The following is a 19793-nucleotide window of genomic DNA, read 5'->3' on the forward strand; positions in this document are numbered from 1 at the left end:
GGCTCGACCGTAGGATGGCTCTTTGACATTGGTCAAGAGCTAATAACTCATGTACGAAGCGGAAGGGGCTAACCGACGCTCCGCGTGCGCTTGCGCTCCCGGTAGGCGGTGACGTGCGCGCGGTTGCCGCAGCTCTTGGTGTCGCAGTAACGGCGCAGCCCCGGGCGGGAGGCGTCGACGAAGACGTTGGCGCAGTCGGCGCCGTCGCAGATCCGCAGCCGCCCCGCGCCCCCGTCGGCGATCGCGGTCAGCAGCGCGACCACGCAGGACGTCGCCACCCGCTCGCCCAGCGGCGCCCGGGGGCGGGCGTAGTGCCAGTGCCAGGCGCCGTCGTGGTCGGTGAGGTGGGGCTGCGCGCGCAGGTCGCGCAGGAGCGCGTTGAGGTCGGCGACGGACTTCTGCACGGGCGTGCCGCCGAAGACGAACCGCAGCCGGGGGCGCAGTTCCCGCAGCCGCTCCAGGTCGGCGGCCGACACCGTGCGGCCGACCTCCCAGTGGTGCCGCGCCAGGAGCGCGGCCGCGTCCTCGCCGTCGCGCAGCCGGTCCCTGCCGGTGATGACGTCCAGGCTGTTGACGAGGTCGACGGCCGTGAGCGCCGCTTGCCCCGTGTAATCACTTACGGCCATGGTGACTTCCGCTCGTACCCATTACTTAAGGCAAAGATACCAATGGCGGCGGGTGCGGCCGGTCCGTCACTCGGCGCCCAGGGCCGCCCGTCACTCGGCGCCCAGCGCCGCCCGTCCGGCGAGGACCACGGCGGTGTGCCGCGCGACCCGCCCGCCCAGGTGCTCGGCGGTCGCGACGTCGGCCTTGTGCACGGCGTCGGTGCCCAGGTCGCCCATGGTGGCCGCGGCGGCGCCGTTGAAGTAGCCGAGGCGGTTGAGGTCGTTCTCGCTCTCGTGGCTGAGGTGCCAGCCGGGTGCGAGGCCGAGGTTGACCCAGTGCATCTGGTGCTGGGCGGCGAGGGTGGCGAAGTACCCGAGGGTGATGTGCTTGTCGCCGGCCTTGCACGACGAGTGCGTGAAGCCCGCCCCGATCTTGTCCTTCCAGGACTGCGTCGACCAGCGCGTGCTGGTCGACTCGGCGAAGACGTGGAACGCGCCGGAGGCGGAGCCCATGAGCGTGGGCGCCCCGAACACGATCGCGTCCGCGGCGTCCAGCGTCTCCCAGTCGCCGTCCTGCATCTCCTCGACGAGCACCATCGCCACCGTGCCGCCCGCCGCCTCGGCGCCGGCCCTGACGGCCTGCGCCAGCACGTGGGTATGGCCGCGGCGCGAGTGGTAGGCGATCGCGATGCTGGATGACGTGTCCATCGAGTGGTTCCCCCGTTACCGGTCCATGGCCGATGCCTTAAAGGGCCAGGATCGGGCCGGGAGGTTGGCCGAGACTAACCCCTGACTTGACGCCCACTTGGCGCGGTGGCGCGCGCGGAAGGGGGCCCGTCCCGGCCGCTCATCCGTGGCCGCTCTCGTAGTGGGCGCGGAGGAGGTCCAGGCCCCAGTCGTGGCGTGTATGGCGCCATACGGAGTGGGCGTGGTTGCCGTCGTCCTGGGTGTTGTCGTACTCGATGAGGAAGTCCGGGGCGCGTACGCAGTAATAGTGCCGGTCGCCCGGGGCGAGGCCGCCGGCCCAGGCGAAGGAGAGCCGCTCCAGGCCCCCGGCCACCGTGTCCGACCAGCATTCCCGCGCGTACGCCTCGGGCGCCCGGGCCAGATAGCGGCGGACCAGGCGTTCCAGCAGCGCGCGCTGGGCGGGGGCCATGGCCCCGTACGGCAGGCCCGGCGGCAGCAGGTCCGGGTCGGCGAAGGGGTCGGCGCGGGTGAGGATGTCGTCCGGGGGCTCGGCCGCGTAGACCGCCGTGCCGCGGGCGGCGGTGTCCAGGTCCGTGACCAGTTCGCGGGCCAGGTCCTCCTCGGGGCCCAGGAGCCGGCCCGCCCGCGGTCCCGAGGTGACGAGCGCGGGCTCCGAGCCGACGAAGTGCGGGGTGACCCGCAGCCCGGCGGGGGTGATCAGCACGTGTACGGCCAGGTGGTGGCCGTTCATCCGCCAGCCCCACGGTCCTTCGCCGTCCGGGTCGCCGAGCAGCCGCAGCCAGTAGCGGTCGGGCCCGGGGCGGCCGACCAGCTCGCGGCGGTGGCGCTCCACCTCGATCGCCCCGGCCGCCAGTCGCCCGCCGTGCGCGCTGTGCGCCGCGGCGAGCAGCGCGTCGACGGCCGCGCGCTGGTCGCCGTCCAGTTCCTCGGTGGACAGGCCGGGGCGGGGTCCCGGCACGTACTTCCACTCGCGCAGCTCCGGCGCGTCCAGCCGGGCGGGCCCGGCGCGCAGCTCCCGTACCTGCTCGGGCGCCAGCACCGACAGCAGCGCCCGCGCGGCCTCCCGCATGTGCGCCGCGGTCGCCGCCGTGCCGGCAGGACCCGTCCCGGCTGCCGCCGCTGTTCCGTCGGACCCGCCCACCCGTTCCTCCTGCCCCGCACACGGTCACCGGGGGCGGCGCCCCCGGTGACCCATGGTGCAGTACGCGCGCTGGGCGCGGGCGGGCTCACGCCGTGTTGAGCGTCCACTTCTGGTTGGCGCCGCCCGTACACGACCAGATCTGCGTCTTCGTGCCGTCCGCGGAGGTGTTGCCCGTGACGTCGAGGCACTTGCCGGAGCCCGCCCCCACGACGTCGTGGGTCACGGGATCGTACGACCACTGCTGCGCCGCCGTGCCGTTGCAGCCGTAGAGCTGGACGACGCTGCCGTTCGCCGTGCCCGCGCCGGCGACGTCCAGGCACTTGCCGAGCGCCCGTACGGTGCCGTCCGCGCCCACGGTCCAGCGCTGCGCGGTGCTGCCGTTGCAGCCGTAGATCTGTACGGGGGTGCCGTCCGCGGTGGCGCCGCCGGCGACGTCGAGGCACTTGCCCGCGATGCCGGTCAGCGTGCCCGTGCCGGTACCGGGTGCGGTGCCGGAGGGGGTGCCGGACCAGGTGAAGGTGGCGGTGGTGCGGGCGGGCAGGGAGTAGACGAAGGACTGGCCGCCCCAGTCGACGCGTACGGAGCGCGCGGACGTGCCGCCGTTGTGCGCGATCAGGGCCTTCGAGCCGTCCGGGTTCCGCCAGGCCACGTTCTGCACCGTGCTGCTGGCCGTGGAGGAGATGCGATGGGCGCCGGGCCTGACGAACTTGGTGAGGTGGCCGGTGGTGTAGTACTCGATGGTGTTGTCGACCTGACCCGCCCGCGGGCCGCCCTCCTGCACCGTGACCAGGCCCGTGCAGGTGCCGCAGCCGCCGTTGTGCGGGCCCATGTTCTGGTTGAGCGCGAGGCTCCACTTGACCACGCTGCCGCTCCAGTTGCGGGTGTAGTTGACGATGTCGGCCATGTCCTCGTTGTGCTGGTTGCCGATCCAGGTGCCGCCGGAGTGCTCGGTGCTGAACTGCGGGACGCTCGGGTACTGCTGGTGCACCTGGCTGCCGACGGCCGGGTCGCCGGCGTAGCCGTGCCAGGCGATGCCGCCGAAGAGCGGGTCGTTGCGCACTCCGGCGTCGGCGAGGATGGCCTGCCCGATCTGGCCGTAGTCGCCGTAGTTCCAGTCGTGCACGAGGACCTTGGTGGTGATGCCGGCCGCGCGGAACGCCGGGTAGACGTGGTTCTTGGTGAACTCGATCAGGCCGGAGGAGTTCCAGCTCATGCCGGGGTAGTTCATGGCGGTGGGGTTGCCGGCCTGGCAGCAGTTGGGCTCGTTCTGCACCGAGACGTAGTCGACCTTGACGCCCGCGGCCTGGTAGCTCTGCACGTACTTGACCAGGTACTGGGCGTACATGGGGTAGTACTCCCACTTCAGCCAGCCCATCTGGTCCATCCGGCCGTTGTCCTTCATCCACCCCGGCGCGCTCCACGGCACGCCCTTGACGCGCAGCGCGGGGTTGAGCTGCTTGGCCTGGGCGGTGAGCAGCCGCACGTTCGTGTCGTAGCCGTTGGTGCCGAAGTCGTCCAGGGTGCAGCAGGTGTCGTCGAGCGAGACGTGCCCGGGCCTGGACAGGTCGGAGGCGCCGATCGGGTTGCGGACGAAGGAGAGCCCGATGCCGTCGGTCGGCGAGAACAGCCGCCGCATGACGGCGTCGCGGGTCCCGGCGCTGACCGGGCCGCCGCGCAGCAGGTACGCGGTGGTGTCGGTGATCGACGCGCCGCCGCCCTCGAACTGCTGGTACGTCGTGCCCTCGTCGACGCGGATCGTCTGGTCCGCGCCGCCGCCGGCCGGGCCGAAGGCGAGCGGCGACTGCTGCTGGAGGCCGCGGGTGACGTTGCGGCCGCCGGAGTCCGAGGTGGTGGTGAGCCACACGTCGACGCGCTCGCCGGCCGCGGCGGCCCGCGGGGCCACTCCGGGGGCGGCGAGGAGGGCGGTGGCCAGCAGCAGGACGGCGGCGAGCAGCGCCGGCAGGCGGTGGCCGGGGGAGTGGGGGGCGCGGGGATGGAGCCTGGGTGACGGGATCATGGTGTGCCCTCTCGTGGAGGAGTGCCCGTGCCTTCGGAAGCTGAAGGGTCTGCGGCTCGACAGGCTTATTTCACGGCGTGATTAAACTGATATGCCATGCTCGCGTCAAGAGGTCGGAATGTGTCCGTCCAGAAGTCGACGGCGGTACGCACCCCGCCGCGCCGCCCCGCCGCGCCGCCCCGCCGCGCCGCCCCGCCGCGCCGCCCCGCCGCGCCGCCCCGCCGCGACCGTCCTACGGCGCCGGGCTCACCGCGCGTCCGCCCACCCGGCCGCGGCCGCGACCTCCCCGGCGATCTCCGCGACCTCCCGCCCGTCCGTCCCCACCCGCACGGTGCCCGCGGCGGACCCCTCCGCGAGACGCCGGGCCATGAGCGCGCTGCGCCGCACCTGCCGCGCCAGCTCCGAGCCGCGTTCGCGGCCCGCCAGCCGGGTGCCGGCGGTGGCGTCGGAGGCGGTGAGCAGGACGCGTACGAAGCGCGCGCCCTCGCCCAGCGCCCGCGCGTACAGGCCGCTCTCGCTCGCCAGGACGCACGCGGTGTTCGTGTAGACGAGCCGCCGGCAGCCGAGCGCGGCGTAGGTGCCCCAGACCGCCGCGAGATTGCGCTCGGTGACCAGCGCGCGGTGCGGGTCGCCGGGCGGCGCCGGGTGGAGGTGGCCGAGGGCGTCGCCCTCGATCAGCGCGTGCCCGAGGTCCGCGGCCCGCAGGAGGGCCGAGACCTCGTACCCGACGGAGGACTTCCCCACCCCGGACCGGCCGCCGATGAGCAGGACTTCGGTGAGCGTCACCAGCGGAGCCTGCCACCGGCCGCGCCGGGTGTCACCCGGATTCCCGGGCGCCGCCGCACCGCCGCCGATCCCCCGCGGGGCCGGGCCGGCGGGCACCGGGGGCGGCCGCTCCGGCCGCGATGTCAGAGGGACGTCTTAGGGTGGCGGAGACCGCGGCCGAGGGGCCGCGCGACCGCTGACACACGGAGAGACGAGCATGACCACCAGGAAGGACACGCCGGCGCCCGAGCAGCACGCCGCCGACAGCCACGACCTGATCCGTGTGCACGGAGCACGCGAGAACAATCTGCGGAACGTCGACGTGGAGATCCCCAAGCGGCGGCTGACGGTCTTCACCGGCGTCTCGGGGTCGGGCAAGAGCTCGCTCGTCTTCGACACGATCGCCGCCGAGTCGCAGCGGATGATCAACGAGACGTACAGCACTTTCGTACAGGGCTTCATGCCCACCCTCGCCCGGCCGGACGTGGACGTCCTCGAAGGGCTGACCACCGCGATCATCGTCGACCAGGAGCGCATGGGCGCCAACGTCCGCTCCACCGTCGGCACCGCCACCGACGCCAACGCGCTGCTGCGCATCCTCTTCAGCCGCCTCGGCGAGCCGCACGTCGGCCCGCCCAACGCCTTTTCGTTCAACGTCGCCTCCGCCCAGGGCACCGGCGCCGTCACCGTCGACCGCGGCGCGGGTGAGACGGTCAAGGTGGCCTTCACCAGCACCGGCGGCATGTGCCCGCGCTGCGAGGGCATGGGCAGCATCTCCGACATCGACCTGAGCGAGCTGTACGACGAGACGAAGTCGCTCGCCGAGGGCGCGATCACCATCCCCGGCTACAAGCCCGGCGGCTGGATGGTGCGCCTCTACGCGGACTCCGGCTTCTTCGACGGGGACAAGCCGATCGGCAAGTTCACCGACAAGGAGCTGCACGACTTCCTGTACCACGAGCAGACCAAGCTCAAGATCAGCGACATGAACGTGACCTACGAGGGTCTCGTGCCGCGGGTGCAGAAGTCCTTCCTGTCCAAGGACCGCGAGTCGATGCAGCCGCACATCCGGGCCTTCGTGGACCGGATCGCCACCTTCGCCGCCTGCCCCGCGTGCGGCGGCACCCGGCTCAGCGAGGCCGCCCGCTCCTCCAAGGTCGCCGGCATCAGCATCGCCGACGCCTGCGCCATGCAGATCAACGACCTGGCCGAGTGGGCGCGCGCCCTGGACGAGCCCTCCGTGGCGCCGCTGCTGAAGACGCTGCGGGCGGCCCTCGACTCGTTCGTGGAGATCGGCCTCGGCTATCTCTCCCTCGACCGTCCCTCGGGCACCCTGTCCGGCGGCGAGGCGCAGCGCACCAAGATGATCCGCCACCTCGGCTCCTCGCTCACCGACACCACCTACGTCTTCGACGAGCCCACCACGGGGCTGCACCCGCACGACATCCGGCGGATGAACGACCTGCTGCTGCGGCTGCGCGACAAGGGCAACACGGTGATGGTCGTCGAGCACAAGTCGGAGGTCATCTCGATCGCCGACCACGTCGTGGACCTCGGCCCCGGCGCCGGCACCGCCGGCGGCACGGTCTGCTTCGAGGGCACGGTGGACGGGCTGCGCGCCGCCGGCACGGTCACCGGCCGCCACCTGGACGACCGCGCCGCGCTCAAGGACACCGTGCGCAAGGCCACCGGCGCGCTGGAGATCCGCGGCGCGAGCGCGCACAACCTCCAGAACGTCGACGTCGACATCCCGCTGGGCGTCCTCTGCGTGGTCACCGGCGTCGCCGGCTCCGGCAAGAGCTCGCTGGTGCACTCCTCGCTTCCCGCCGGCGCGGGCGTGGTCTCCGTCGACCAGGGCGCCATCCGCGGCTCCCGGCGCAGCAACCCGGCGACGTACACCGGGCTGCTCGACCCCATCCGCAAGGCGTTCGCGACCGCCAACGGCGTGAAGCCGGCGCTCTTCAGCGCCAACTCCGAGGGCGCCTGCCCCGCCTGCAAGGGCGCCGGCGTGATCTACACCGACCTCGGCATCATGGCCGGCGTCTCCACCACCTGCGAGGAGTGCGACGGCAAGAGGTTCCAGGCGTCCGTCCTCGACTACCGCTTCGGCGGGCGCGACATCAGCGAGGTGCTGGCCATGCCCGTCGCGGAGGCCGAGGAGTTCTTCGCCCAGGGCGAGGCCCGTACGCCCGCGGCGCACCGGATACTCCGGCGGCTGACCGACGTCGGCCTCGGCTACGTCAGCATCGGCCAGCCGCTGACCACCCTGTCCGGCGGCGAGCGGCAGCGGCTCAAGCTGGCCACCCACATGGGCGACAAGGGCGGGATCTACGTCCTGGACGAGCCGACGACGGGGCTGCACCTGGCGGACGTGGAGCAGTTGCTCGGGCTGCTGGACCGGCTGGTCGACGGCGGCAAGTCGGTCATCGTCATCGAGCACCACCAGGCCGTCATGGCGCACGCCGACTGGATCGTCGACCTCGGCCCCGGCGCCGGCCACGACGGCGGCCGGGTCGTCTTCGAGGGCACGCCGGCCGACTTGGTCGCCGACCGGTCGACGCTCACCGGGGAGCACCTCGCGGAGTACGTGGGGGCGTAGCAAGGGGCGGGACGGCAGCTTCCGCGCCGGTACGGGGAGACGCCGTACAGCGTCCTCGCTCCGGAGGTCCGCAACGGCGGGGCAGCCTGCTCCGCTTCAGCCGGCCGCCCCCGGGGCTGACCCCGCCGGCCGGCGCGCGCGGCTAGCGCGCGCCCTCCAGCCGGGCCGAGCGGGCCGCGGCGGCCTCCGCGACCCGGCGGCTCTCCCGCGCGGTGCGCTCGGCGTCCGCCACCCGCTCGCGGGCCTTCTCCACCTGCCAGTGCGCCGCGTCCCGCGCCGCGCTCGCCGCCTCCATCTCCCGCTCCAGCACGGCGATGTACTCCTGTGCCTGGCGCAGCCCGGCCTCCGCCCTGGCCCGCTGCTGCTCGGCCTGGCGCACCTCGCCGTCCAGCCGGACGGCCTGCCACTGCGCCTCCTCGGCCTCCTGGCGCGCGCTGAGCATCTCCAGGAAGCCGGCCAGGTTCCGCACCGCGCCGGCCATCTGCTGGAGCATGAACGCGGCGGCCGCCACGTCGTGCACCTCGAAGTTGTTGGCGCTGCCGGTCTCGTCCGACACCCGCAGGAACGGCCGCCCGGGGCTGCCGTCGGTCAACGAGTACGCGCACAGATCCACATCGAACCCCACTGTCTGGCGCGGGTCGCCCCGCCCCTGGAACATCGCCCCGGCATTCCAGCCCAGGTGCAGCACCCGGGTCAGGTCGTCACCGAGAGCCCCGAAATGGTCTTCCGGTGAGTCGGCCATGTTGCACCACGGCGGACAGACGAATTGGAGGCATTCATCCATGACGGTCACCCTCTTCGTATCGTCACGAACCGCCCCCGACTGGAGTGTTGTCGCCCGCAGGGGGTAAGGGGGGCGGGAGTGGCGATGACGCGGGGTGTCGAACTCGCCGCGTACGAACCGGTGATGGCGGTGCCCGCGGCCCGGGACGCACCTGCATGCGCATGCGTACGCAGGAGCAAGTCCCGTGCCGCGAAGGCAAGTTACTTGTCGGCGAGCGCCCGGTCCACGAGCGCGCCGGCCGCGCCGGTGTACGAGGCGGGGTCGAGGAGCGCCGTCAGCGCCGGTTCGTCGAAGTGTTCGGCGATCGCGGGCACGGCCGCGAGGATCCCCGGCAGGCCCGCCCCCGTACGCTCCGACTCCGCGGCCGCGTCGGTGAGCAACTGCTTCGCGCGCGCCTTGCCGAGCAGCGGCGCGAGCACCGCCGCGACGCGCTCGGAGGTGACCAGGTTCTCCGTCAGCCGCATGTTGGCGCGCATGCGCTCCGGCCTGACCTGAAGCCCCTCGGCCAGCTCGACCGCCGTGTGCGCCGCGCCGCCCGCCAGCCGCAGGCACTCGCGCAGCAGGTGCCACTCGGCGTGCCACGCGCCGGCGGAGCGCTCGTCCTCGGTGACCATGCACTGGGTCACCGCGGCGGCCAGCGCCGGGACTTGGAGGGAGGCGCTGCGGATCAGGGTGGCGAGGACCGGGTTCCGCTTGTGCGGCATCGCGGACGAGCCGCCGCGTCCCGCCACCGCGGGCTCGGCCACCTCGGCGACCTCGGTCCTGCCGAGGGACTGCACGTCGACGGCGATCTTGCCGAGCGCCCCGGCGACCAGGGCGGTGACGGCCGCGACGTCGGCGATCGGGGTGCGCAGCACGTGCCAGGGCAGGGTGGCGGGCGCGAGCCCGGTCTCGTCGGCGAACGCGGTGGTCAGCCGCTCGACGTACCCGCCGGAGTCCTCCGTGCCCGCGCCGTCCAGCGCCGCGTACTCCAGGTACCCGGCCAGCGTCCCCGCCGCCCCGCCGAGCGACACCGGCAGCCCGCCGGCCAGCACCCGCTCCAGCCGCCCGGCCGCGTCCAGCACCAGCGCCCGCCAGCCGGCGGCCTTCAGCCCGAAGGTCGTCGGCACCGCGTGCAGCGTCAGGGTCCGCCCGGCCATCAGCGTGTCGCGGTGCTCGGCCGCCAGCTCCGCCAGGGCGCCCGCGGTGCGCAGCAGGTCGGCGTGGACGAGGCGCAGCGCCCGGTCGCACACCAGCATCGCGCCGGTGTCGAAGACGTCCTGGCTGGTCGAGCCCCGGTGCACGTACTCGGCGGCCGCCGGGTCGCGTTCCGCCACCACATCGCCGAGCGCCTTGACCAGCCCGACCACCGGGTTGGCCGTCTCGCGGGCGGCGCAGGCGAGCGCGCGCAGGTCGAGCAGCTCGGCGCGGGCCGCGGCGGTGATCGCGGCCGCGGCGGTCGCGGGCATGGTGCCGGTACGGGCCTGGGCGCGCGCCAGCGCCGCCTCGGCGTCCAGCATCGCCTGCAGCCACGCGCGGTCCGACACGGCGGCTTCGACGGGGGTGCCGGCCCGTACGGGGGACAGGAGGCCGGCGTCGAGGTCGGTGGTCACGAAAGCTCCTCGGTGGCGTGCGGGCGCGGGCCGTCCGCGGGGGTGAGGGCGAGGACGGCGCGGGCGATGGCGTCGGAGTCGCCGAGCGTCACGGAGTTCACCCCGGGGCGTATACCCGCGGCGGTGACCCAGTGCACGGCCTCGGTCGGTACGCCGTAGGCGAAGCGGCGGGGGTGGAGCAGTCCCGCGGCGTCGAGCAGGCGGTACGGGCGCTCGCCGACGGCCAGTCCGCCGGTCACCACGTCGGCGCCGGAGTCGCTGGAGATGCTGTACGGGCGGCACTGGCCGGTGTCCAGGAGGTGGGTGAGCAACGGGTCGGCGGTGCGCCGGATGTCGGGCTCGGGCAGCCGCGCCTCGATGAGCGCGGCGGCCCGTACCGGCGGGCCCTTGACCCGGCTCGACTCGGCGACGAACGCCGGTTCCCCGCCCGTACGGTCGATGCGTACGCGCAGCTCCGGGCCCATGAACTCCAGGACGCCCGCGTTGGCCAGCGCGATGGTCTCCTCGATCCGGGAGGCGGGCGGGCCGATGGACAGATAGGCGTTCAGCGGCGTGTACCAGTTCTGCAGGTCGTCGCGGTACGAGATGCCCTCGAGGCCGCCGTGGTCGACCACGAGCCGGATCTCGTTGCGCAGGTCGCGCAGCACGTCGAGCGCCGCCTTGAGCGGCCCGCTGACGTTGCCCTCGCGGGCCTCGCGGACGTCGTCGGCGAGGTGCCCGAGCAGCCAGTCGCGGAACTCGTCCCGGCCGGCGAACTCGCGTGTCGCGTACGGGCGGTCGATACGGTCCCAGTCCCAGCGGTCGGCGGCGGGGATCTGGTGCTCGTCGAGCAGCGCGGCCTCCACCTCGGCGGTCGGCGCGGCGAGGTACCGCGCGACGAACGCCTCCCGCTCCGCGCCCCGGCCCCGGGCCGCGAGGAGGGCGCCGTAGTAGACGCTCGCGACCTCCTTGGCGATCAGCGGCCACAGGTCGACGGCGAAGTACACCCGCCGGCCCGCGGCGCCGCGCTCGCGCAGCCGGGCGATGACCTCGGGGGTGAGCAGCCGCGGCTCGTAACGGCCGTGCGCGCCCTTCTCGTTGTGGCCGCGGGCGTGGTACGGAACACCGCGCCGGGAGCCGGCGAAGAGCCGCGGCTCGCGGCCCGACGGCCGGTACACCAGCCGGTCGCCGCTGCGCTCGAACCGGCCGCCGCGGCCGGTGGTGAGCAGGGCGAGATGGTCGAAGAAGTTCAGCCCGAGCCCGCGCAGCACCACGTTCTCCCCCGGCCGGACCCCGGACAGGTCGGCGTCGGCGGGGTTCACGGGCGTGACGAGCACGAGCCCGCACGCGGCGGCCTCCCGCGCGAGTTCCTTCTCGCGCTCGGTGGCGCGCGCCGGCAGGTGCCCCTGGGCGAGGACGACGGCGTCGAGGTGGCGTAACCGGGTGCCGTCCGCGAGGGCGAGGCACTGGCCGGCCCCGTCCTCCTCCTCGTCCAGCGCGACCGCCGTGGAACGGTGGACCTGCACGGTGACGTGTTCCGGGCAACCGGCCACCACCCGGCGGAAGGTGTCGCCCAGGTAGTGCCCGTAGAAGGCCCGCGTCGGATAGTCGTCGGGGCCCAACTGCCGCGCCTCGGCCAGCGCCCCGCCCGGCAGCCCGGGACCCGCCCCGTCGCCGCGTACGACGGACCGCGCCCACTCGTACAGGCTGGGCCCCGCCTCGATCGGCCCCTCCATCTCCACACTGTCGTCGGTGTAGACGGTGACCTGGGAGGCGACGGTGTTCATGAGCAGCAGATCCGGCTGGTCGGTGCGCCATACCCGGCCCGCGCCCGGCGGGTGCGGGTCGACGACGTGGATGCGCAGTTCTCCGTGGGCCGGGGACTTGCGCTCGTTGGCGCAGATCCGCTCCAGGACCGACAGGCCGCGCGGCCCGGCGCCGACGACGCAGACGTTCAACTGCCCGTTGGACATGGACACCTACTCCTCGGAAGCGATGTACAGGACCCTTGGGCGGGAGAATTCCACAATGCCCGACCTCACAGCGATGACAAGTTCCTGTGAGGTGACCGCGGTAGGCTCCGGCGGCGGGGCGCTGACGTGCGGATTTCCGCCCCGGCGGGCGCCTCGATGCGGTAGGAAGGCCGGGGCGGCGGTCGGTCCGGGAGGTGGTGCGGATGGAGAACGTCCTTCCGGGCGTGGTGGGCGCGCTCATCGGACTGGGGGGTGTGCTGCTCGGCACCTGGTCCACCGGGCGCAGCGAGGACCGGCGGTGGCTGCGGGAGCAGAAGCTGAAGAGCGCGGCCGACATGATCACCGCCGGGCTGCACCTGTACGAGGCGCAGCTCGACGGCAGCGACCAGCGCCGGCTGAGCACGGCGGACCGGGTGGCGTGGCAGGACCGGCTGCAGACCGGCAGGTCGCACATCCACCTGCTGTGCAGTCCCGAGACGCGCGCCGCGGCGGACCGCTTCTCGGGTCTGGTGTGGCGGAACGAGGGCACCCGCAACGTGTCGGCCCAGGCGGACGTGACGGCGGCGCTGCGCGCGTTCAACCGGCATCTGCGCGGTGAGATCCGGTCGGACGGACGCCGGCGCGGGCCGCGTACCGCGGCCCGGAGCTGACCGCGCGCCACCCGGGACCCGCGCCCTCCCCGCACCGGCCGGTGGCGCCGCCCCGCCATGTCAGCCCCGACCCCGCGGCCGTCACGCGGTAGCGTCGGCCGGGTGCGCTACGTGATCACCGCCCCGGTGTGCCGGTCGTGACCCCGGGCAGTACCGGCTCGCGTACCCGGTGGACGCGCATCGGCCGGCTCTGGTGGGTGCTGGCGGCCGGGCTGATCACGGTCGCGCTGCTGCTGGCGGTCTCGAAGCGCGGCGAACTGCGCCGCGCCCTCGAACTCCTCACCCACGTCAGCCCCGCCAAGGCGCTGGTCGCGCTCCTGTGCCAGGCGGCGTGCCTGGCGTGCCTGGCCGGGCTGCAGCAGTGGCTGCTGGCGGTCGGCGGGGTACGGGTGACGCTGGCCGCGATGGGCCGGATGGTGCTGGCGGCGAACGCGATGGCCGGTGCGCTGCCGGGCGGCGCGGCCTTCGGCGCGGCCTGGCTCTATCGCGAGTTCCGGCGCCGGGGCGCCGACCGGGCGCTGACGGCCGGGGTACTGGCGGCCTCCGGAGTGCTGTCCGCGCTGGCCCTGGTGGTCGTGATCGTGCTGGGCGTGCTCATGGCCGGGACCCGGGGTCCCGGCACCACCCTGCTCTGGACGCTCGCCATCCTGGCGCTGCTGGCCGTGGCCGGGCTGGTCGTGCTGCGCTTCCCGGCCGTACGGAAGGCGATCGTCCGCCGCTGGGAACGGATCGCGGCCCGGCACGAGAACCTCGGCTCGGCCGGCCGGGCGACGCGGGAACTGGTCGAGCACGCCCGCACGGTCAGGCCCGGGCTGCGGCCCTGGCTGACGCCGGCCGCGCTGGCCCTGCTCAACTGGCTGCTCGACGCGGCCTGTCTGCTGGCCAGCCTGTGGGCGCTGGGCCTCCCGGTGCCCTGGAGCGGCCTGCTGCTCGCCTTCGCACTGGTGCAGATCCCGGTCAGCGCCCGCATCACCCCGGGCGGCCTCGGCATCGCCGAGGCCAGCCTGACGGGCCTGCTCGTCGTCTACGGCCTGCAGCCCGGCCAGGCGTTCGCCGCCACCCTGCTCTACCGGATCTTCAGTTACTGGCTGCTCGAACCGATCGGCTGGGGGTGCTGGCTAGCCACCGCGCTGGGGCGCAAGCGATGAGCGGGCGCGGGTGGTCCGGCCCGGCCGTGCCGCCGGGAGTCATCCGCCGCCCAGGCGGACGGCCTTGACCAGCAGGAGCAGCGCGCCGAGCAGCAGGTAGCAGCGCAGCAGGACCATGGCGGTCCTGCGCCCCGCCGACCACCGCACGGGCGCGAGGAGGGCCAGCGGCGGCATGCGCCAGGCCGCCTTCTCCGCGGCCGAGGCGGCGGGCCGGCCCGGCCGGCGCGTACGGAGGCGGAAGGCGACCGCGGCCGCGGAGGCCAGCGCCGCGGCGAACGCCGCCCCGAGCCACAGCAGAAGCCGGCCCGCGTCGAGGTGCGGGAGGACCGTCGAGATCATCAGCGTGCCGGAGAGCAGGAGCAGCGCGGTGACGATCAGGCCCGCGACGGCGTTCAGCCACCGCCGGTTGACCCACGGGCCGAGGACCGCCGGGTCGTTGCAGAGCAGCAGCAGGAAGACGGTCGCCGACGGCAGCAGCAGCCCGGCCAGGGCCTGCACCGCCTCGGTGATGACCCCGAGGGGCGCGCCGGGGATGAGCACGATGCCCGCGGCGGCGAGCACGAGCGTGCCGTACGAGAGGTAGAAGGGCCGTGCCTCGCGGAACCCCCGGCGCAGCGAGTGCCGTACGCGGAAGACGTCGCCGAAGGCGTAGCTGCTGGCGAGGGTGACGACGGCGGCGCCGATGATGCTGGCGTCCAGCAGGATGACGGCGAACATCACGCCGAGGGCGGTGTGGTGCGCGCCGAGGGCGCCGGCGATGCCGGCCGCGTCGGTGAAGTGGCCCTGGGCGGAGGTGCCGCGGACGGCGAAGTCGGCGACCATCATCAGCGCCGCGGCGCCCGCGACGACGGCGAGGGAGCCGAGGACGGTGTCGGCGCGCTCGTAGCCGATGAAGCGCGGGGTGATGCGCTTGTCGATGACGTTGGACTGCTGGAAGAACAGTTGCCAGGGCGCGACGGTGGTGCCGACGATGGCGATGACCAGCAGCACGGCGTCGCCGGAGACGCCGCCCTGGACGCCGGGGGTGACGAAGTCCCTGGCGGCCCGCCCCCAGTGCGGCTGGCTCAGCAGCGTGAGCGGCACGATCAGCAGGCTCACCGCGATGAAGACGAACATCGACCGCTCCCAGCGGTGGAAAGCGCCGCCGGCCGTGACCGCGATCAGCAGCAGCGCCGCCAGCGGCACGGCGACGTAGCGGGAGACGCCGAGGTGGGTGGCGGCCAGGGAGACGCCGATGAACTCCGTGACGATGGTGAGGAAGTTGAGGACGAACAGGTCGCCGACGCTGAACCAGCCCCAGAAGCGCCCGAACCGCTCCATGATCAGCCGGGCGTGGCCGACCCCGGTGACCGCGCCGAGCCTGACCACCATCTCCTGGTTCACCACGAGGACCGGGATCAGCAGAAGCAGCACCCACAGCAGCGAGTAGCCGAAGTCCTGGCCCGCCTGCGCGTACGTGGCCACGCCGCCGGCGTCGTTGTCCCCGACCATGACGATCAGCCCGGGGCCGGTGATCGCCAGCATCGTCACCACCCGGGTGCGCAGCCCGCGGCCGCCGCCTTCTCCCGCGTCGGCGCGCACCCGGCCGAGCGCCCCGCGGATCTCCTCCGCCCCGCCCGCCCCGCCCGCCCCGCCCGCCCCGTCCCTGCTGTCCCTCCCGCCCGTCCCGCCCGGCGCGCCCCCGCTCATGCGGAGCCGGGCGGTGGGGCCGGCGGGCGGTACGGCGGGCGGGTGGCCCCGGCCCGTTGCCGCCAGTCCCGCGGCACGATCACCTCCAGCACGTCGTCGACGGTGATCAGCCCCAGGATCCGGTCCCCGTCGTCGACCACCGGCACGACCAGCAGGTTGTGGTCCGTCATCAGCAGCGCCACGTCCTCGACGTCGGTGTCGGGACCGACCCGTACCGGATCCGCGTCCGCCAGGTCTCCCAAACGGCGCGCGGGATCGGCCTGGACGAGCTCCACCAGCGGCACGACCCCCGCGAGACGGTGGTCCTCCGCCGTCACGAAGACGCTCGCCAGCGACTCCGGCTGGAGCGCGCCGGCGTCCCGTACGGCCGCGAACGCCTCCTCGGCCGTACCCGAGCCGGGAAACGTCAGCACGTCCAGGGACATCAGCCCGCCCGCGCTCGCCGGGTGGAACCCCAGCAGCGTCAGCACCCGCAGCCGCTGCCTGGCGCCCAGGGCGTCCAGGACGGGCTGCCGCCGCTCCTGCGGCAGCTCGCCCACGGCGTCTGCCGCGTCGTCCGCGGCCATCCGCTCCAGTACCGCCGCGATCTCGGCGTCCGACCGCTTGAGCAGCAGCCGGGCCTGCACGTCCGGCTCCAGCTCCCCGAACACGTCGGCCTCCAGCTCCGGATCCGCGCCGACCGCCCGCAGGAGGTCCCGCGACTCGCCCCGGTCCGCCTCCTCCAGCAGATCCGCCAGCACGGCCGGCTTCAGCCGCCCCAGCCGGCCGTGCACCCGCCGTCCCGGCACCGTGGCGGCGTGCCCGATCAGCGGCTCGAACGACTTCCAGTCCCGCCAGCCGGAACCGCCCCGCCCGCCGCGCCGCAGCCAGCGGGTCCTGCGCCGCCGGGTGCCGACCCGGGTCACCGCCCAGCCCGCGGCCACCGGTTCCAGCAGCACGTCGTAGACCCGGACGAACTCGGCCTCCCGCACGTCGATCAGGCGGTGCCCCAGCACGTCGGTACGGAGCAGCACCTCGCCCCCGCGCCGCTCGAACGCGCGCACGTCCAGCCGCCCGCTCGTGAGCGTCACCCCCTCCGCGCCCCAGCGCTCCACCTGGTCGGCGGGCACGAACACCTCGCGCCGCCCCAGCTCCCCGACCACCCCCGTCACCAGCGGGTACTCCGGTCCGCGCAGCCGCACGATGACGTCCGACAGACGCCCCACGACCTCCCCGTGCCGGCCGAACAACGGCCTGCCCACGACCTCCGCCAGCCCAAGGGAACCCTCCATGGGGAACAAAATAGACATTCAACCCAGGTCTGACGGGCGCGGACACGACCCCGGCCCCGTGCTCCGGACGCCGCGGACCCGGGGGGACGCCGGGTGAAGCGGCGGTGTCGCTGACCTGCCGCCCGGGATCGGTGCCCCACGCTTGCCGGGTGACGGGAACGACGGGGCACGTGGGCGGCAGCACGGCGGGTCCTCCGGGTCCCTCCGCGGTCCTGCCGAGTCTGAGCGAGGAGCAGGTCCGGGCGCTGCGGCGGGTGGGCAGGTCGTGGGGGCGGGTGTCGGCGGCCCCCGAGGTGTGGCGGCGGGCGCTGCCGGTGGACCCGGACGTCGGCTCGTTCCCGGCGAAGGCGGAGGCGAGTACGGCATGGTTCGGGCGGGTGGTGCCGCTCTCCCCGCTGCGGGGGCGGGCCGCGGACGCCCGGGCGCCGGAGGGCGGCGGGCCCGCGGAGGCGGGCTCGCGCGTGCGCCGGTTGCTGCTCGGGGCGCCGCTGGCGAGTTCGGCGTTCGTCAAGGAGCGGATGCGGAAGCTGGTGGCGCTGCCGGTGCTGTCGGCGGACGCGCTGTCCTCGGTGGCGTACGGGCCGGAGGCCATGCTCACCGTGCTGGTGCTGGCGGGCGCGGCGGGCCTCGCGTACTCGCTGCCCATCGCCGCGGTGGTCGTCTTCCTGATGCTGGCGGTCGGCGTGTCGTACCGCCAGACGATCCGCGCCTACCCGCACGGCGGCGGCTCGTACATCGTCGCGGGCGACAACCTGGGGCCCGTCGCCGGGCTGGTCGCCGCGGCCGGGCTGATGACGGACTACATCCTCACCGTGGCGGTCTCGATCGCGTCCGGGATCGCCGCCGTCACCTCCGCGCTGCCGGGGCTGCGGCCGCTGACGGTGCCGCTGGGCGTGCTGGTGATCGCGGTGCTCCTGGCCGGGAACCTGCGGGGCATCCGGCAGGCCGGCAGCCTGTTCGCCGCCCCCACCTACGCGTTCATCATCGCCATGCTCGCCCTCATCGGGTACGGGCTCTACGACGCGGCGCGCGGCGGCTTCCACCGGACGCCCGCGCCGCACGTGCCCGTCACCGAGACCGTCGGCGTCCTGCTGATCGCCAGGGCCTTCTCCTCGGGCGCGACGGCCATGACCGGAATCGAGGCCATCTCCAACGCCGTTCCCGCCTTCCGGCCGGTGGAGTGGCGCAACGCCCGTACCACCCTGACCTGCATGGTGGGCCTGCTGATCACGATGTTCGTCGGCATCGTCGCGCTGATCCACCTCACCGGTGTGGTGCCCACCGCCAAGGAGACCATGCTCTCCCAGCTCGCCCATCTCTCCTTCGGGGGCGGGTGGTTCTACGTCTACGTCCAGGCGGCCACCGCCGCCGTACTCCTGCTGGCCGCCAACACCGCCTTCAACGACTTCCCGCGCGTCCTGTCGCTGCTGGCCAGGGACGAGTACGCACCCAAGATGTTCCTGCGGCTCGGCGACCGGCTGGCCTACAGCAGCGGCATCGTGCTGCTGTCCCTGGCCGCGGCCCTGGTGTACCTCGCCTTCGGCGGCAAGACCAACGCCCTCATCCCGCTCTACGCCGTCGGCGTGTTCCTCGCCTTCACGCTCTCCCAGTCCGGCATGGTCGTGCACTGGTGGCGGCGGCGCGACGCCCACTGGCGCAAGAGCCTCGTCTTCAACGCCACCGGCGCCGCGCTCTCAGGGCTGGTCCTGCTGACCGCCGGGGTCAGCAAGTTCACCTCGGGCGCCTGGGCCGCGCTCATCGCCATCGCCCTCTTCCTGCTGGTGACCACCCGCATCAAGCGGCACTACACCACCGCGCGCGAGACGCTGCGGCTGCGGCCGCACGCCGTCGACCTCCCCGCCCGTACCACCGCCGGACCGCTGGCCCCCGCCGACCGCACCGCGGACGGGCTGCCGGCCGACCGGGAGACCGAGGAGATCCCCGAGGAGATCCACCACCTGTCGGTGGTCCCCATCGCCACCCTGGACCTCGCCGGCATGCGCACGCTCGCGTACGCCGCCTCCCTCGGGCAGCCCGCGCTGGCCGTCCACATCAGCATCTCCGAGGAGGAGGAGCGGCGCTTTCGCGCGTACTGGAGCCTGTGGGGCAACCACCTCCCGCTGCAGACCGTCCTGTCGCCGTACCGCGCCCTGGTCGCCCCTCTGGTGCACTACATCGAAACCCTCCACCGGCTCAATCCGGACCTGACCCTGACGGTGATCCTGCCGGAGGTCGTCACCCGGCACCGGCGGCACCAGATCCTGCACAGCCGCACGGCGGGCAGGCTGCGGCGGGGCCTGCGCCATCTGCCGAAGATCGTCATCACGACGGTCCCGTTCCACCTGCCGTGCTGAGGGCCGGCGGGCGCGACCGGCCGGATGCCGCCCGGAGGCGGGCACGGCCGGATGCCGCCTGGTTTTCGGGAATGGGGGCGGCGAAACGGGGGAGGTGAGGCGCAGGGAGCGCGATGGCCGGCGGCGGGGTCCGCAGGTTGGGCCCTCCCTGGGGGAGGAGGGCAGCCCTGCGCCCCCGGCAGGACTCGAACCTGCGACCAAGCGCTTAGAAGGCGCCTGCTCTATCCGCTGAGCTACGGGGGCCGGTGTGGCGTGGAACGGTGGCCGGGCTCGGCGGATCCGTGACCTTGCCAGAGGTAAGGATAGGGCTCCGTTGAGCCACACCCGGTAGCTTCACTCCGGCACCACCTTGTGGAGGTTCAGTGAAGCGTCCCGATAATCGCAGGCGAGTGCGATTCGCGCACCGCTTTTTTCCGCGTGGTGCCGGTGGTGTTGTGCAGTCGTTATGCCCGCGTGGCGGAAGCTTCCGGGTTGAAGAAGGCGCGCTGCGGGGCTAAACGCTTTCAAATTCGGATGGA

General features: G+C 73.8%; 14 protein-coding genes and 1 tRNA gene. 4 read left to right on the forward strand and 11 right to left on the reverse strand.

The window, feature by feature from the left end; translation table 11 throughout:
* Window positions 1-68: 68 nt before the first annotated feature.
* The 5 genes from ACFYVJ_RS13955 to ACFYVJ_RS13975 form a co-directional block, all read right to left on the reverse strand.
* Window positions 69-626 carry a CGNR zinc finger domain-containing protein gene (locus ACFYVJ_RS13955; RefSeq protein ID WP_388890358.1) on the reverse strand — a complete coding sequence of 186 codons (558 nt, stop codon included), beginning with the start codon at window positions 624-626 and terminating at the stop codon, window positions 69-71.
* 90 nt (window positions 627-716) lie between these two features.
* Window positions 717-1313 (reverse strand): flavodoxin family protein, encoded by a 597-nt coding sequence (locus ACFYVJ_RS13960; protein WP_388890361.1) that lies wholly within the window; start codon window positions 1311-1313, stop codon window positions 717-719.
* A gap of 139 nt (window positions 1314-1452) precedes the next feature.
* A complete protein-coding gene (locus ACFYVJ_RS13965) occupies window positions 1453-2454 on the reverse strand; it encodes a DUF3500 domain-containing protein (protein ID WP_388890363.1) in 1002 nt (333 codons plus the stop codon).
* An 85-nt stretch (window positions 2455-2539) separates the two neighbouring features.
* Window positions 2540-4471, reverse strand: coding sequence for a ricin-type beta-trefoil lectin domain protein (locus ACFYVJ_RS13970; protein ID WP_388890366.1), 1932 nt, complete (start codon window positions 4469-4471; stop codon window positions 2540-2542).
* A 246-nt stretch (window positions 4472-4717) separates the two neighbouring features.
* Window positions 4718-5257 (reverse strand): hypothetical protein, encoded by a 540-nt coding sequence (locus ACFYVJ_RS13975; protein WP_388890369.1) that lies wholly within the window; start codon window positions 5255-5257, stop codon window positions 4718-4720.
* Between the two features lie 196 nt (window positions 5258-5453).
* On the opposite strand from ACFYVJ_RS13975, the gene ACFYVJ_RS13980 reads away from it, so the two are divergent.
* Window positions 5454-7835 carry an ATP-binding cassette domain-containing protein gene (locus ACFYVJ_RS13980; RefSeq protein ID WP_388890371.1) on the forward strand — a complete coding sequence of 794 codons (2382 nt, stop codon included), beginning with the start codon at window positions 5454-5456 and terminating at the stop codon, window positions 7833-7835.
* 142 nt (window positions 7836-7977) lie between these two features.
* Here ACFYVJ_RS13980 and ACFYVJ_RS13985 read toward each other — a convergent pair whose 3' ends face one another.
* The 3 genes from ACFYVJ_RS13985 to ACFYVJ_RS13995 form a co-directional block, all read right to left on the reverse strand.
* Window positions 7978-8577, reverse strand: a complete 600-nt coding sequence (locus ACFYVJ_RS13985; protein ID WP_388890373.1) for a hypothetical protein — start codon at window positions 8575-8577, stop codon at window positions 7978-7980.
* 242 nt (window positions 8578-8819) lie between these two features.
* A complete protein-coding gene (gene pcaB, locus ACFYVJ_RS13990) occupies window positions 8820-10211 on the reverse strand; it encodes a 3-carboxy-cis,cis-muconate cycloisomerase (RefSeq protein ID WP_388890376.1) in 1392 nt (463 codons plus the stop codon).
* Window positions 10208-12163: an FAD/NAD(P)-binding protein gene (locus ACFYVJ_RS13995; RefSeq protein ID WP_388890445.1), complete on the reverse strand. Its 1956-nt coding sequence runs from the start codon at window positions 12161-12163 to the stop codon at window positions 10208-10210. Before ACFYVJ_RS13995 ends, pcaB begins: the two co-directional genes overlap by 4 nt.
* 203 nt (window positions 12164-12366) lie before the next feature.
* On the opposite strand from ACFYVJ_RS13995, the gene ACFYVJ_RS14000 reads away from it, so the two are divergent.
* Window positions 12367-12813 carry a hypothetical protein gene (locus ACFYVJ_RS14000; protein ID WP_388890378.1) on the forward strand — a complete coding sequence of 149 codons (447 nt, stop codon included), beginning with the start codon at window positions 12367-12369 and terminating at the stop codon, window positions 12811-12813.
* A 137-nt stretch (window positions 12814-12950) separates the two neighbouring features.
* Window positions 12951-13961 carry a YbhN family protein gene (locus tag ACFYVJ_RS14005; RefSeq protein WP_388890381.1) on the forward strand — a complete coding sequence of 337 codons (1011 nt, stop codon included), beginning with the start codon at window positions 12951-12953 and terminating at the stop codon, window positions 13959-13961.
* A 39-nt stretch (window positions 13962-14000) separates the two neighbouring features.
* On the opposite strand, the gene ACFYVJ_RS14010 is transcribed toward ACFYVJ_RS14005, so the two are convergent.
* Window positions 14001-15650, reverse strand: a complete 1650-nt coding sequence (locus ACFYVJ_RS14010) for an NRAMP family divalent metal transporter (protein ID WP_388890384.1) — start codon at window positions 15648-15650, stop codon at window positions 14001-14003.
* A complete protein-coding gene (locus ACFYVJ_RS14015) occupies window positions 15647-16921 on the reverse strand; it encodes a magnesium transporter MgtE N-terminal domain-containing protein (protein WP_388890386.1) in 1275 nt (424 codons plus the stop codon). Before ACFYVJ_RS14015 ends, ACFYVJ_RS14010 begins: the two co-directional genes overlap by 4 nt.
* Before the next feature lie 518 nt (window positions 16922-17439).
* On the opposite strand from ACFYVJ_RS14015, the gene ACFYVJ_RS14020 reads away from it, so the two are divergent.
* Window positions 17440-19275 (forward strand): APC family permease, encoded by a 1836-nt coding sequence (locus ACFYVJ_RS14020; protein ID WP_388890448.1) that lies wholly within the window; start codon window positions 17440-17442, stop codon window positions 19273-19275.
* A gap of 170 nt (window positions 19276-19445) precedes the next feature.
* On the opposite strand, the gene ACFYVJ_RS14025 is transcribed toward ACFYVJ_RS14020, so the two are convergent.
* Window positions 19446-19518: transfer RNA gene (locus ACFYVJ_RS14025), tRNA-Arg, on the reverse strand.
* Window positions 19519-19793 lie beyond the last annotated feature (275 nt).

It is taken from the genome of Streptomyces sp. NPDC004134 (genome assembly GCF_042874195.1).
Classification (GTDB): domain Bacteria; phylum Actinomycetota; class Actinomycetes; order Streptomycetales; family Streptomycetaceae; genus Streptomyces.

What these genes read in the sequence shown, in the direction of transcription:
- ACFYVJ_RS13955 (WP_388890358.1), bottom strand. Translation starts at nt 626, where the DNA reads ATGGCCGTAAGTGATTACACGGGGCAAGCGGCGCTCACGGCCGTCGAC.
- ACFYVJ_RS13960 (WP_388890361.1), bottom strand. Translation starts at nt 1,313, where the DNA reads ATGGACACGTCATCCAGCATCGCGATCGCCTACCACTCGCGCCGCGGC.
- ACFYVJ_RS13970 (WP_388890366.1), bottom strand. Translation starts at nt 4,471, where the DNA reads ATGATCCCGTCACCCAGGCTCCATCCCCGCGCCCCCCACTCCCCCGGC.
- ACFYVJ_RS13980 (WP_388890371.1), top strand. Translation starts at nt 5,454, where the DNA reads ATGACCACCAGGAAGGACACGCCGGCGCCCGAGCAGCACGCCGCCGAC.
- ACFYVJ_RS13985 (WP_388890373.1), bottom strand. Translation starts at nt 8,577, where the DNA reads ATGGCCGACTCACCGGAAGACCATTTCGGGGCTCTCGGTGACGACCTG.
- ACFYVJ_RS13995 (WP_388890445.1), bottom strand. Translation starts at nt 12,163, where the DNA reads ATGTCCAACGGGCAGTTGAACGTCTGCGTCGTCGGCGCCGGGCCGCGC.
- ACFYVJ_RS14000 (WP_388890378.1), top strand. Translation starts at nt 12,367, where the DNA reads ATGGAGAACGTCCTTCCGGGCGTGGTGGGCGCGCTCATCGGACTGGGG.
- ACFYVJ_RS14010 (WP_388890384.1), bottom strand. Translation starts at nt 15,650, where the DNA reads ATGAGCGGGGGCGCGCCGGGCGGGACGGGCGGGAGGGACAGCAGGGAC.
- ACFYVJ_RS14015 (WP_388890386.1), bottom strand. Translation starts at nt 16,921, where the DNA reads ATGGAGGGTTCCCTTGGGCTGGCGGAGGTCGTGGGCAGGCCGTTGTTC.
- ACFYVJ_RS14020 (WP_388890448.1), top strand. Translation starts at nt 17,440, where the DNA reads ATGCGGAAGCTGGTGGCGCTGCCGGTGCTGTCGGCGGACGCGCTGTCC.